The organism is Gordonia humi (assembly GCF_014197435.1).
Classification (GTDB): domain Bacteria; phylum Actinomycetota; class Actinomycetes; order Mycobacteriales; family Mycobacteriaceae; genus Gordonia; species Gordonia humi.
This window is the reverse complement of record NZ_JACIFP010000001.1, coordinates 3,546,425-3,559,855: the sequence shown is the minus strand read 5'-3', so window position 1 is coordinate 3,559,855 and position 13,431 is coordinate 3,546,425. Positions and strand designations below refer to the sequence as shown.

Here is a 13,431-nt window from a genome sequence, read left to right as displayed (position 1 = left end):
GTGAGTCTCGACCGACCATCGAGGGTCTCGGGCCCGCCCGGTCGGCCGAACCCGCCCCTCGAACTGCGGCGACGCATCGTCGGACCAGCGGAAAGACCGTGCTTCGACGGGCCGATGGTCCCGATGCAGCGGCACGCCGACTGCCTCCGAAGTCGTGTGAAGACAACACATTAGGATCGATCGAGACAGTGGCGGGCGACCGCGCGGGCCCGAGGTCTGCGCGCTGGAAGGAGCATCGGAGAAGGTGGAGCACAAAGCCGGTGCCAAGGGGAAGCAGGGCCAGCTCGATGTGCCCGCAGACAAACTCGGACCCACCGGTCGCCCTTATCGTGACGTCCCCGATCCGTTGCCGCGCGAGAAGCACGGGCCCGCCGTCGTCATCGCGATGTGCAATCAGAAGGGCGGCGTCGGCAAGACGACGTCGACCATCAACCTCGGTGCGGCGCTGGCCGAACAGGGGCGACGCGTCCTGCTCGTCGACCTGGATCCGCAGGGCGCGCTGTCGGCGGGGCTGGGCGTTCCGCACCACGAACTGGAACTGACCGTCCACAATCTCCTCGTCGCCCCGTACGCGTCAACCGACGACGTCCTGATGCGCACCCGGGTCGACGGTCTGGACATCCTGCCGTCGAACATCGACCTGTCGGCCGCCGAGATCCAGTTGGTCAGCGAGGTCGGCCGCGAGCAGGCGCTGGCGCGCGCACTCCATCCGGTCGCCGACCGCTACGACTACATCCTCATCGACTGCCAGCCCTCGCTCGGCCTGCTCACCGTCAACGCGCTCGCCTGCGCCGACAACGTGCTGATCCCGATGGAGTGCGAATACTTCAGCCTCCGCGGACTCGCACTGCTCACCGACACCATCGACAAGGTGCACGACCGGCTCAACCCGAGACTCGAACTCGGCGGCATCCTGGTGACCATGTACGACCAGCGCACCCTGCACTCGCGCGACGTCATGGCGCGCGTCGTCGAGGTGTTCGGCGACGCCGTGTTCGACACCGTCATCAACCGAACGGTCCGGTTCCCGGAGACCTCGGTGGCGGGGGAGCCGATCACCTCCTGGGCCCCGAAGTCGTCCGGTGCCGCGGCCTACCGGAATCTGGCGCGAGAGGTCATCGCGCACAACGAACCCCGCGAATGAGCACTCCGACGGCAGACTCGGACGCCCCGGCTGGGACAGAGCCCGCCGACGACGCCGTCACCGAGCCTGCCGACGGCAGATTCCAGGTCCGGCTGGCCAACTTCACCGGACCGTTCGATCTTCTGTTGAACCTGATCAGTCAGCGGCGGATGGACGTCACCGAAGTGGCGCTGCACGTGGTGACCGACGACTTCATCGCCTACACCAAGAATCTCGGCGCCGAAGCCGACCTCGAACAGACCACCGAGTTCCTGGTGATCGCCGCGACTCTGCTCGACTTGAAGGCGGCGCGACTGGTGCCCTCCGGCGAGGTGGACGACCCCGACGACCTCGCACTCCTCGAAGCCCGCGACCTCCTGTTCGCGCGCCTGTTGCAGTATCGGGCGTACAAACAGGTGGCCGTCCTGTTCGCCGAACTCGAAGCAGCAGCGCTGCAACGCTATCCGCGAGCGGTGTCCCTGGAGAGTCGGTACGTGGATCTGCTGCCCGAGGTGCAGCTCGGAGTCGACGCCGCACAGTTCGCCGAGATAGCGGCGACGGCGATCGCGCCGAAGCCGGTGCCCACCGTCGGCCTCGACCATCTCCACGGGTCGCCGGTGTCCGTGCCCGAACAGGCGCGCCGTCTCACCGAACTCCTCCTGGCCGCGAAGGGGGAGATGCTGACCTTCGGCGAACTCGTCGCCGAATGCGCCAGCGGGCTCGAAGTGGTGGCCCGCTTCCTCGGACTCCTGGAGCTCTACCGCGAACGCGCCGTCGTCTTCGACCAGCCCGAGGCACTGGGTGAGTTGAAAGTCGGGTGGACCGGCGATCGTGACCGCGACGACATCGACATCGACACGACGGAGGACTACGGATGATGACCGACGAGCCGATGTTCGCCGACCTCGACGACGACCCGGAGATCCTCGACGACGCCACCCTGCGCGCGGCTCTGGAAGCGGTGCTGCTCGTCGTCGACACGCCGGTCACCGTCGACGAGTTGGCCGTCGCGGTCGACGACGAGCCCGAACGCGTCGACGCGATGATCCGCGCGTTGAGCGCGGATCTGACAGCGGCGCGCAGCGGCATCGATCTGCGGTACGCCGGCGACGGCTGGCGCTTCTACACGCGCACCGAATACGCCCCCTACGTGGAACGACTCCTCTTGGACGGTACTCGCAGCAAACTGACCCGCGCCGCGCTGGAGACCCTCGCGGTGGTGGCCTACCGGCAACCGGTGACTCGTGCCCGCGTCAGCGCGATCCGCGGCGTCAACGTCGACGGCGTGGTTCGCACCCTCGTCGCCCGCGGTCTGCTGACCGAGGTCGGCAATGATCCGCAGACCGGTGGCATTCTCTACGCCACGAGCGAGCTGTTCCTGGAACGGCTCGGTCTCGCATCGCTGTCGGAACTGCCCGACATCGCCCCGCTGCTCCCCGACGTCGATGTGATCGACGACCTGGGCGATGAGCTCCTGGACGATCCCCGATTCGCCAAACTGGGTGCTCAGTCGGCAGAATCGACTACTGATGCCTCCGCGGAGGCACTCGCGCAGGCTGACGAGGAGTAGCCGCGCACAACTGCACACCACACTCGAAGGATTTCACATGGCATCCGCTAGCCGAGACGGCAGACCGGGACGAGACGACAGATCAGGGCGAAACGGCAAGGGCCGCAAGCCCGCGGGCAAGGGCGCCGCAGGGCGTTCCGGCGGCGCACCGACCGGTAAGGGCGGCGCCGCGCGGGGCGGACAGGGCACCCGCAAGGTCCACCGCAAGGGCGCGCGTCCCGACGTCGCGAAGGGGCAGGCCCGCCTCAACAACTCTCGCCCGGCACGGCATCAGGTGCCCGTCGTCGAGGGCGACGGCGCGACCTACGTCGCCGACGGGATGCGCCTGCAGAAGATCCTGGCCGCCGCGGGCGTCGCCTCGCGTCGCGGCGCCGAGGAACTGATCGCCGCCGGTCGGGTCGAGGTCGACGGTCAGATCGTCGTCGAACAGGGTCTGCGCATCGATCCGAACACCGCGATCATCAAGGTCGACGGTGCACGCGTCGTCGTCGACGAGACCAAGCAGTACCTGGCGCTGAACAAGCCCAAGGGCTGGCACTCGACGATGAGCGACGAGTTCGGCCGCCCGTGCATCGGTGACATCGTCTCCGAGCGGGTCATGTCCGGCCAGCGACTGTTCCACGTCGGTCGTCTCGACGCCGACACCGAAGGACTCATCCTGCTGACCAACGACGGCGAGCTGGCCCACCGTCTGATGCATCCGTCGTTCGAGGTCCCCAAGACCTACCTGGCGACTGTGCGCGGCGAGGTCGGCCGCGGTCTCGGACACCGGTTGAAGGACGGCGTCGAGCTCGACGACGGCTCCGTCTCCGTCGACTCGTACACCCAGATGGAGAAGTATCAGGGCGAATCTCTGGTGCGACTGACGCTGCACGAGGGCCGCAAGCACGTGGTGCGCCGCATGATGGAGGCCGTCGGCCACCCGGTGATCCGACTCGTCCGCACCGACATCGGCGCGGTGCACCTCGGCACCCAGCGCCCGGGCAGCCTGCGCGTCCTCGACAGCAAGGAGATCGGGGCCCTGTACAAGGCGGTGGGATTGTGAGCATCGATGCGGCCGACGCCGTGACGGTCGCGCCGGTCGTCGCGATCGACGGACCCGCGGGAACCGGCAAGTCGAGCGTGGCTCGACTCCTCGCCGACCGCGTAGGAGCCCGCTATCTGGACACCGGCGCGATGTACCGGGCCGCGACGCTCGCCGTTCTGCGGGCCGGTGCGGCGCCGGACTCCGACGAGGTCGCCGACATCGTCGCCCGGACCGACATCCGTCTGCTGGTCGGCGACGACGGCGCACTCGTCGTGTTGCTCGACGGGGACGACGTCTCGGAGGCGATCCGCACCGACGAGGTGACCGGATCGGTCTCGGCGGTGTCGGCGAACGCGCGGGTGCGCGAGCGACTCGTCGACCTGCAGCGCACCCATGCCGATCAAACGCTGCTGGTGGTGGAGGGACGAGACATCGGCACCGTCGTGTTCCCGACCGCCGCGCTCAAGGTGTATTTGACGGCGACACCGGAGGCGCGCGCCGAGCGACGCCACCGGCAGAACGTGGCGGCCGGACGCGAGAGCATCCTCGACGAGGTGCTCGAGAGCGTCAATCGCCGCGACCACTTGGATTCCACGCGGGAGGCGTCGCCGCTGCGTCCGGCGGACGATGCGGTGCACGTGGACACCAGCGACATGACATTAGACGACGTCCTCGACACGCTCACCGAGCTCGTCGAGACGCGGATCGGAGCACAACGGTGACTGACGAATTCTCTATCGACGACCAGTCCGGTGACGCCGACTCGATGGCGGGCGACGGTACCTGGTCGAGCGAAGACGACTTCGACCTCGGAGAGTTCCTGGCCGAGGAGGAACTCGAGGGCGCCCCGGCGCTGCCGGTCGTCGCGGTGGTCGGACGGCCCAACGTCGGCAAGTCGACTCTCGTGAACCGCATCCTCGGCCGCCGCGAGGCCGTCGTCGAAGACGTTCCGGGCGTGACCCGCGACCGCGTCTCCTACAGCGCCGAGTGGACCGGGCATCCGTTCACCGTCACCGACACCGGCGGTTGGGAGCCCGACGCCAAGGGGATGGGCCGATCGATCGCGGTACAGGCCGAGTTGGCGATGCGGGCGGCCGACGTGATCGTCGTCGTCGTCGACGCCACCGTCGGTGCTACCTCGGCCGACGAGGCCGTCTCCCGCATTCTGCGCCGTTCCACGGTGCCGGTCCTGCTGGCCGCCAACAAAGTCGACAGCGAGCGCGCGGAGGCCGATGCCGCCGTGCTGTGGTCCCTGGGACTGGGCGAGCCGCACACGATCTCGGCCGCGCACGGCCGCGGCACCGCGGATCTGCTCGACCTGATCGTCGCAGCGCTGCCGGAGAAGCCGCGCGAGCGGTTCGCTCCGGGAGGTCCGCGACGGGTGGCGCTGGTCGGCAAACCGAACGTGGGCAAGAGCTCGCTGCTGAACAAGCTGGTCGGTGAGGAGCGGTCGGTCGTCGACAACGTCGCGGGCACCACCGTCGACCCGGTGGACGAGCTGATCGAACTCGGTGGCAAGTCGTGGCACTTCGTCGACACCGCGGGTCTGCGCCGCAAGGTGCGCAGCGCCACCGGCCACGAGTACTACGCGTCGCTGCGTACACGAGCCGCGTTGGAGTCCGCGGAGGTCGCGCTGCTGCTGATCGACGCGAGTCAGCCGATCACCGAACAGGACCTGCGCGTGCTGTCGATGATCGTCGACTCCGGTCGTGCGCTCGTCGTCGTGTTCAACAAGTGGGACCTCGTCGACGAGGACCGGCGTGAACGACTCGACAAGGAGATCGACCGCGAACTCGAACGCGTGCCGTGGGCACGACGGGTCAACATCTCGGCGACCACCGGTCGCAGCGTGCAGAAGCTGGTGCCCGCCATGGAGGGCGCCCTCGAGTCGTGGGACCGTCGCGTCTCGACCGGTCAGCTCAACTCGTGGCTCAAGGACATCATCGCAGCGACGCCGCCGCCGGTCCGCGGCGGCCGTCAGCCGCGCGTGAAGTTCGCGACGCAGGCCGCGACGCGCCCGCCGACGTTCGTTCTCTTCACGACCGGCTTTCTCGAAGCCGGCTACCGCCGATTCCTCGAGCGCAAGTTGCGGGAGAGTTTCGGCTTCGAGGGCTCGCCGGTCCGCGTCAACGTCCGCGTGCGCGACAAACGCGAGCTGAGAAAGAAGAAGTAGAGATATTGCCGCCCTGACCAGGCGATTCGTCGTTGAGTCGCTTCGTCGGATAAGGTAAATCTCGCTTCGGCGACGAGGCGGAACGGGCTATGGCGCAGCTTGGTAGCGCACCTCACTGGGGGTGAGGGGGTCGCAGGTTCAAATCCTGTTAGCCCGACCATGGTGCTCTTGTTTGAAGCAGGAGCGTGAGAATCAGATAGGCAACCAGGGACAGCCCCGCCGGAAACGGCGGGGCTGTCCCTGGTTTCGAGCGCGTCCTCCCCGACGCCGCCCGCTGCGGGATCATCGGTACGACAGCACACACGTCGGACGATCCACCGCGCCCGGATCGACGGCCGCTGCATGGAGCACGATGGAGGCGACGATCCGACGCGAAGGAGACCCTCATGGACGCCGACGAATTCTGGATCTGCGCCACCTGCGGGGTGGAGCACGCGCGGCGGCCGGACGTCTGCGCGATCTGCGACGACGAGCGGCAGTGGGTGCCCGCCGACGGGCAGCGGTGGACCACTCTCGCCGACCTCGCGGAGGGCGGGACGACGATCGACGTCGTCGAAGCGGAGCCCGACCTGTATCACATCCGGACCCGGCCTCCGGTCGGCATCGGTCAGTGGAGCAAACTCGTGCGCACCCGCGCGGGCAACCTGTTATGGGACCCGCCCGGGTACATCGACGACGCGGCGACCGCTGCCGTCGCGGACCTCGGCGGCGTCGCGTTCGTCGTCGCCTCCCATCCGCACATGTTTGGCGTGCAGATCGAGTGGAGCCGAGCGTTCGGCGGCGTTCCGGTCCTCGTCGCCGAAGCCGATCTCGGTTGGGTCGAGCGTACCGACCGCTGCATCCGACCGTGGTCGGACGATGTCGAGATCCTGCCCGGCATCACCCTCACCCAGCCGGGCGGACACTTCCCGGGAAGCGCCGTCGCGCATTGGGCGGCCGGTGTCGACGGACGCGGTGTGCTGTTGGCCGGCGACACCGTCTACGCCAATCCCGACCGCAGGTCCGTGAGCTTCATGCGAAGCATCCCGAACCACCTGCCGCTGTCCGGCGCCGTCGCCGAACGCATCGCGGCCCACGTAACCCGGTTCGCCTTCGACCGCCTCTACAGTCTGCGCGGGGGCCTCATCGACGAGAGCGCCTCGTCGATCGTGCGTACGTCCGCCGCTCGGCACTCCGCCTGGGCGCGCGGCGACTTCGATCACCTCACCTGACCGTCCAGCGCAGGATACGAGGTAAGGCATACCTACCCCTGACGATGAAGTGATGCTTTGCCTACCCTAATATCTGATTCATGTTCCTGAAACGAATCAGCCTCTGCGCAGCCGCGCTGGTCACCGCTTCCGCGGTGGCGCTGTCCGGGTGCTCGTCGTCCGATGCCGACGGCGGTGAATCGGATTCGTCGTCGAGCCCGACCTCGTTCGTGACGCCGCGGACCATGCCCGAAGGGAAGGGCAGTGGAGTGGCCGACGGTGTGTTTCCCCGGACGGTGAAGCACTTCAAGGGTGAGACCGACGTGGCGGCTGCTCCGAAGCGCGTGGTCGTGATCTCGACCGGGCAGGCCGACGCACTGCTGACACTCGGCGTCGTCCCCGTCGGATCCACGAGCGGCGACGGCGCCGACCTCGTTCCCGCGTATCTGTACGACGCCTTTCCCGACCGCAAGGCCGAACTCGGCGGAGTCGCCGACGTCGGCAGTCGCTTCGAGCCGAATCTCGAAGCCGTCGCGAACCTCAAGCCCGACCTGATCCTCATGAACAAGGCGGGCAAGGACTCGGACAAGCTGTACGCGAGCCTGGCCGCGATAGCGCCCACCGTCGTCACCCAGGGAACCGGCCTGTACTGGAAGCAGGACCTCCTGCTCCTGGCCGACGCGCTCGGCAAGCGTGATCAGGCCCAGACATGGCTCGACGAGTACCAGGGCGACGCCGCTGACTTCGGAAAGACCGTCGACGGCTCGCCGACGGTCTCGTTCCTGCGCAAGAACGGCGACCGACTCCGCGTGTTCGGAGTGGCCTCGTTCAGCGGATCGGTGGCCGAGGACGCCGGGTTGGCGCGGCCGCAGACGCAGTCGTTCACCGATGAGACCTCGCACGACATCAGCAACGAACAGCTCGACCAGGCCGACGCCGACTGGATCTTCTACGGCGTTCAGGGCGGCGACACCGCCGCCGTGACGGGTGCACCGTTGTGGAAGACGCTGCAGGCGGTCTCGGACGACCACGCGGTCGCGGTCGACGACGACGTCTTCTATCTGAACGTCGGTCCGACCGCCGCCAGGGACGTCCTCGACCAGTTGCGCGCCAAGCTCGGCCGCTGATCGGAGCAGTCGTGTCGAATGCACCGGGCCCCCGACTGGTAGCCGAGGACATCGCGATCGGCTACTCCGGAGGACGGCTCGTCTCCGACGGCCTCGACCTGTCGATCGACGACGGATCGTTCACCGTCATCGTCGGCCCGAACGCATGCGGGAAGTCGACGTTGCTGCGCGCGCTGACACGACTGCTTCCACCGGTGCGAGGGCGAGTCCTGCTCGACGGCAAGGCCATCGCCGATCATCCCGCGAAAGTCGTGGCCCGAGAGATCGGGCTGCTGCCGCAGTCGTCGATCGCACCGGACGGCATCACCGTTCGCGATCTCGTCGCCCGCGGGCGATTCCCGCACCAGGGGCTTCTTCGTCAATGGTCGCCGCGCGACCAGAAGGTCACCGATGCGGCGATGCGACGCACGGGTGTCGACGATCTCGCCGACAGGTTCGTCGACGAGCTCTCCGGCGGACAGCGACAACGAGTGTGGCTGGCGATGGCCCTGGCACAGGAGACGTCGATCGTGCTGCTCGACGAACCGACCACCTATCTGGACATCGCGCACCAGGTGGAGGTCCTCGAACTGTGCCGGGCGCTCAACGAGGAGGAGGACAAGACGATCGTCGCCGTCCTGCACGACCTCAACCAGGCGTGCCGGTACGCGCACACCTTGATCGCGATGAAGGACGGGCACGTCGTGGGCAGGGGAGCGCCGCACGACGTCCTGACCGAAGACCTCGTCCGCGAGGTGTTCGGAGTCGACGCCCTGGTCACCGCCGACCCGGTGACCGGGACCCCGCTCATGCTGCCGCGCGTGGGACCCCGATCGCCCCGGCAGGAGTCGGCGGACGACGCGGCTGCCGCCATCGCGAAATAGGCGTCGCGACGAAGCAGACGACGGTGCGTCGGCCACGAGCTCTGGCGGACCGCCCTGACCCAGGTCGGATCGATGGGAGTGACAGCTGTGAGACCTGCCGCGGACCAGAACCGTGTCGGCGCGTCGGCGACGTCCGCCGGCGGTGTGCGCTACTCGCGTGTGGGCGAGCTCCCGGGCGGCACACCGCGGCCAGACGAGGACGTACGTGAATCGACGGGGACGGCTTCGCAGGGCGGGCGACGATACCTGACGGCATGGCTTCTCGGACTCGTCGCCCTGGCGGTGCTCTGCGTTCTCAGCTGCGCGGTCGGTTCGCGGAGCATTCCGATCGGCGACGTCCTCACCGCGCTCGCCGACCACGACGATTCGCGCGAGTCGATCATCGTCTGGGAACTGCGTGTGCCGAGGACCCTGCTCGCCGTGGTCTGCGGCGCCGCGCTCGCCGTCGCCGGTGTCGTGATGCAGGCGATCACCCGGAACCCGCTGGCCGAGCCGGGAATCCTGGGAGTCAACTCGGGAGCGTCCATCGCGGTGGTGCTGGCGATCGCGGCGCTCGGCGTCGCGACCCCGGCCGGGTACATGTGGTTCGCGTTCGTCGGCGCGGGGGTGGCGGCCGTGGTCGTCTTCGTGCTCGGGACCAGCCGGACCGGTCCGACGAGTCACACACGGCTGGTTCTGGCGGGCATCGCCCTCTCGACGAGCCTGAGCTCGTTCATCGGGATCATCACGATGTTCGACTCGTCGACGTTCGACTCGTATCGGTTCTGGGTCGTCGGATCGTTGGAGAACAGGACGATGGAAGTGGCCCTGTGGGTGACCCCGTTCGTCGTCGTCGGGCTGGGCGTCGCGCTGGTCCTGGGCAACCACTTCAACGCATTGGCCCTCGGCGACGAGATGGGCGCCGCCCTCGGGCTGACGGTGGCGCGAGTGCGTGTGCTCGGCTTCGGTGTCGTAGTGATCCTGTGCGGAGCCGCCACCGCGGCGGCCGGGCCGATCGCTTTCGTCGGCCTCGTCGTACCGCACGCGGTCCGGCTGGTCGCGGGCGTCGACCACTGCAGGAACCTGGCGCTGTCGCTGGTGGCCGGGCCGATCCTGCTGCTGGCGAGCGACATCGTCGGGCGACTCGTCGTCCGTCCCGCCGAACTGGAGGTCGGTATCGTCACCGCCTTCATCGGTGCGCCGGTGCTGCTGCTCCTGATTCTCCGTGCCCGAACCGGGAGGTCATGAGATGCCTGTGACGACGTCGAGAACCCGGCGAGCGCCGGTCCACTGGATCGCCCCGTTGCCGGGCGGACGCACGATCCGGATGCAGCGGCGCGCGGTGGGCGCGACGATCGCCCTCGTCGTCGTCGGCCTGACCGTCTCGGTGCTGGCCGTGACCACCGGCGTCTACCACGTCGGTCTCGGCGACATCGGACGTGCGATCCTCGGCCGCGGCGACTCCACCGATCGCTTGATCGTCGTCGATCAACGGTTGCCGAGGACCGTGGCCGCGTGGGCGATCGGCGGGGCGATGGGCCTCTCGGGCGCGCTGTTTCAGACCGTGTCGCGGAACCCGCTGGGCAGTCCCGACATCGTGGGCTTCACCACCGGCGCCGCATCGGGTGGACTCGCGGCGATCCTCCTCGCGGGAGTCACCTCGTCGGCGGCGATCGCATCCGGGACGATCCTCGGCGGTCTGGCGACCGCACTCGTCGTCTACCTGCTCTCTTCAGCCCGCGGAGTGGGCGGCGAACGACTGATCCTCGTCGGTATCGCTGTCGGTGCGATGCTGGCCTCGATCAACGACTATCTGATCACCCGCGCCGACATCGAAGCCGCGGAGACTGCGCGGGCGTGGCAGTTCGGCAGTCTCAACGCGATCTCTTGGTCGCAGGCCGGACCGTTGCTGGTCGCCGTGGCAGTGCTGATTCCCGTCACGCTCGCCGTGTCCCGTCCGCTCGCGGCGCTCGAGATGGGCGACGACGCCGCCGCGGGCCTCGGCGTCGACGCGCGTCGGGTCCGCGCCCGAATCCTGTTCCTGGGGGTGGCGCTGGCCGCGGTCTCGGTCGCGGCCGCCGGACCGATCGGGTTCCTGGCCCTGGCGGCGCCGCAACTGGCGAAACGTCTGGCTCGGTCGGCCGGTATCACCCTCGTCGTCTCGATCGCGATGGGGTCGACGCTGCTCGTAGTCGCCGACTTCGCGGCGCAACGGGTGCTCAGTCCGTTCCAGATTCCAGTCGGTCTCGTGACCGGAGCCGTCGGCGGACTCTATCTCCTGTGGCTGTTGTCGGCGACCGGCCGCCGATGAGGTCGGGGCGTCAGCCCTGTGCTCGCTTCGGCAGCACCCAGTCAGGTCGCGGGAAGTGACAGGTGTAGCCGTCGGGGTAGTTGATCAGATAGTCCTGATGCTCGGGCTCGGCCTCCCAGAACGGGCCGGGCTCCTCGATCGTGGTGACCGCATGCCCGGGCCACAGACCGGAGGCGTCGACGTCGGCGACGGTGTCGCGGGCGACGGTCTCCTGCTCGGAGGTGAGCGGGAAGATCGCCGACCGGTAGCTGGTGCCGGTGTCGTTGCCCTGTCGGTCGATCGTCGTCGGATCGTGGATCTGGAAGAAGAACGCGAGGATGTCGCGATAGGTCGTCTGGGTCGGGTCGAAGACGATCTCGACGGCCTCGGCGTGCCCCGGGTGGTTCCGGTACGTCGCGTGGTCGTTGTCGCCGCCGGTGTAGCCGACACGTGTGGCGAGGACACCGGGCTCACGCCGGATCAGGTCCTCCATGCCCCAGAAGCAGCCGCCCGCGAGGACTGCCGTCTCCGCGCCGGCCTCCCGGGTGATCTCGCCGGTGTCGTCGATGCCGCTGGCCATGGGGATGCTCCTGTCGTCGATGGGGCTGTCACACGGTGTAACGCGGTCGGCGCCGAATCTGCTCCACCGGCGCCCTGTCGCGCGCATCACATCTGCGGAAACCCCTCCCGCCACGTCGGATGAATCGGCGACCAGCCGACGCCCCGAGCCTTGGCGTTCGACGCGCCGCGCCCGCGCGGGGTGCCGTCGGGACGATCGGTGACGACCGGCGCGGGCGCGCCCAGTCCCGCCGCATAGACGGGCAGCCACGCGGTGGCCGGCGCGGGCTCGTCGTCGACGATGTTGTACGCGCCGTCGGGCCAGTCGAGAGCCTGCACGGTCGCGGCGACGACGTCGTCGATGTGCGCGAACGACGTCACGGCGTCGGTCGCGGGGTAGGCGCCCGCCGCCACGGCGTCGGCGACGCGGCCGCCCGGCTCGTACCAGGTGGTCGGACCGTACAGCATGCCGTAGCGAAGGATCGTTCCGTGCGACATCGAGAACACGAGGTCCTCCATGATTCGCACGGCCGAACCCTCCGGGATCTCGACGTCTTCGTCGGCGGGGGAGTCGCCGGGAACGTACGCCCACGCGATCGACTGGGTGATCATCCGCTCGACGCCCGCGGCCTCGGCCGCGGCGACGAGGTTCGCGGTGCCCTCGCGGCGCAGCCGCGCGTTGGCGTCGGTGTCGTAGTCGCTGAGGTCCGTCAGCTGATGGATCACGGTGTCGGGGGCGGCCGCCGCGACGGCGGCCGCCAGACCGTCCGCGTCGTAGACGTCGACGACGACCGGGTCGGCGCCCAGTTCGCGGAGCCGATCGGCCGTCCCGGCGCGACGTGTCGTCGCACTCACCTGATGACCGGCCGAGACGAGTTGCGGAATGAGACGACGGCCGATGACGCCGGAACCACCGGCGAGAAAGATGCGCATGGGACGAGTATGCGCCGACAGCGGCCCCGGACGGAACGGGAGACTGTGTGTCCTCCTCGGCCGCACACCGTACCGAACGCGTGAATCAGACATGACCGGCGATGTGTCGCGAGGGGAATACCGACCGCACGCCGCGTGGTTGAACCCCGGTATGAGCAACGCAGAGTTCAGCCCCGTCGACTGGGTGCGCACACAGACCGAGACCATTCTGTCCACCGGGACCACCGACGGTGTTCAGGTCCAGGACCGTCCCATCGTCCTGTTCACCACCACCGGCGCCAAGTCGGGCAAGAAGCGGTACGTCCCGCTGATGCGCGTCGAGGAGAACGGCAAGTACCTGATGGTCGCATCCAAGGGCGGCGCACCGGAGAACCCGTCCTGGTACTACAACGTCAAGGCGAACCCGCAGGTCACCGTGCAGGACGGCGAGAAGGTGGTCGAGCTGACCGCCCGCGAGATCGACGGCGACGAGTACGCCCACTGGTGGGAGCTCGCCGTGGCGGCCTTCCCGTCGTACGCCGAGTACCAGAAGAACACCGATCGCAGGATCCCGGCGTTCGTTCTGGAGTGACGACCGAGAATCGTGTGGAACCGCTGT

At 68.5% G+C, this 13,431-nt stretch carries 14 protein-coding genes and 1 tRNA gene; 13 read left to right on the top strand and 2 right to left on the bottom strand.

Annotated features, from left to right (window positions below):
* Nucleotides 1-244: 244 nt before the first annotated feature.
* From BKA16_RS16380 to BKA16_RS16325, 12 genes are all read left to right on the top strand, one after another.
* On the top strand, nt 245-1,144 hold the full coding sequence (locus BKA16_RS16380) for an AAA family ATPase (RefSeq protein ID WP_183371683.1): 900 nt from the start codon (nt 245-247) through the stop codon (nt 1,142-1,144).
* Nucleotides 1,141-2,001 carry a segregation and condensation protein A gene (locus BKA16_RS16375; RefSeq protein ID WP_183371682.1) on the top strand — a complete coding sequence of 287 codons (861 nt, stop codon included), beginning with the start codon at nt 1,141-1,143 and terminating at the stop codon, nt 1,999-2,001. Before BKA16_RS16380 ends, BKA16_RS16375 begins: the two co-directional genes overlap by 4 nt.
* Nucleotides 2,001-2,693, top strand: coding sequence for an SMC-Scp complex subunit ScpB (gene scpB, locus BKA16_RS16370; protein WP_183371681.1), 693 nt, complete (start codon nt 2,001-2,003; stop codon nt 2,691-2,693). Before BKA16_RS16375 ends, scpB begins: the two co-directional genes overlap by 1 nt.
* A 37-nt stretch (nt 2,694-2,730) precedes the next feature.
* Nucleotides 2,731-3,738 (top strand): pseudouridine synthase, encoded by a 1,008-nt coding sequence (locus BKA16_RS16365; RefSeq protein ID WP_183371680.1) that lies wholly within the window; start codon nt 2,731-2,733, stop codon nt 3,736-3,738.
* A complete protein-coding gene (cmk, locus tag BKA16_RS16360; protein WP_343067474.1) occupies nt 3,735-4,442 on the top strand; it encodes a (d)CMP kinase in 708 nt (235 codons plus the stop codon). Before BKA16_RS16365 ends, cmk begins: the two co-directional genes overlap by 4 nt.
* Before the next feature lie 44 nt (nt 4,443-4,486).
* Nucleotides 4,487-5,893 (top strand): ribosome biogenesis GTPase Der, encoded by a 1,407-nt coding sequence (gene der / locus BKA16_RS16355; protein ID WP_183373126.1) that lies wholly within the window; start codon nt 4,487-4,489, stop codon nt 5,891-5,893.
* A gap of 83 nt (nt 5,894-5,976) precedes the next feature.
* A tRNA-Pro gene (locus BKA16_RS16350) sits at nt 5,977-6,053 on the top strand.
* 226 nt (nt 6,054-6,279) lie between these two features.
* Nucleotides 6,280-7,104, top strand: a complete 825-nt coding sequence (locus tag BKA16_RS16345; protein WP_183371679.1) for an MBL fold metallo-hydrolase — start codon at nt 6,280-6,282, stop codon at nt 7,102-7,104.
* An 80-nt stretch (nt 7,105-7,184) separates the two neighbouring features.
* The gene (locus BKA16_RS16340) at nt 7,185-8,210 is read left to right on the top strand and encodes an ABC transporter substrate-binding protein (protein ID WP_183371678.1); all 1,026 of its coding nucleotides are present in this window, start codon (nt 7,185-7,187) and stop codon (nt 8,208-8,210) included.
* Nucleotides 8,211-8,221: 11 nt separating this feature from the next.
* Complete coding sequence (locus BKA16_RS16335) at nt 8,222-9,073, top strand: ATP-binding cassette domain-containing protein (RefSeq protein WP_183371677.1); 852 nt, start codon at nt 8,222-8,224, stop codon at nt 9,071-9,073.
* A 72-nt stretch (nt 9,074-9,145) separates the two neighbouring features.
* Nucleotides 9,146-10,300 (top strand): FecCD family ABC transporter permease, encoded by a 1,155-nt coding sequence (locus BKA16_RS16330; protein ID WP_183371676.1) that lies wholly within the window; start codon nt 9,146-9,148, stop codon nt 10,298-10,300.
* A gap of 7 nt (nt 10,301-10,307) precedes the next feature.
* Entirely contained in the window at nt 10,308-11,363 is a 1,056-nt protein-coding gene (locus tag BKA16_RS16325; RefSeq protein ID WP_221246883.1) for an iron chelate uptake ABC transporter family permease subunit, read from the top strand.
* Between the two features lie 10 nt (nt 11,364-11,373).
* Here the strand turns inward: BKA16_RS16325 and msrA are convergent, their stop codons facing one another.
* Both msrA and BKA16_RS16315 read right to left on the bottom strand, forming a co-directional pair.
* Entirely contained in the window at nt 11,374-11,922 is a 549-nt protein-coding gene (msrA, locus tag BKA16_RS16320; protein WP_183371674.1) for a peptide-methionine (S)-S-oxide reductase MsrA, read from the bottom strand.
* 86 nt (nt 11,923-12,008) lie between these two features.
* Nucleotides 12,009-12,833 carry an NAD-dependent epimerase/dehydratase family protein gene (locus BKA16_RS16315; RefSeq protein ID WP_183371673.1) on the bottom strand — a complete coding sequence of 275 codons (825 nt, stop codon included), beginning with the start codon at nt 12,831-12,833 and terminating at the stop codon, nt 12,009-12,011.
* Between the two features lie 151 nt (nt 12,834-12,984).
* Between BKA16_RS16315 and BKA16_RS16310 the strand changes: the two genes are divergently transcribed.
* Entirely contained in the window at nt 12,985-13,404 is a 420-nt protein-coding gene (locus BKA16_RS16310) for a nitroreductase family deazaflavin-dependent oxidoreductase (RefSeq protein WP_183371672.1), read from the top strand.
* Nucleotides 13,405-13,431: the final 27 nt, after the last annotated feature.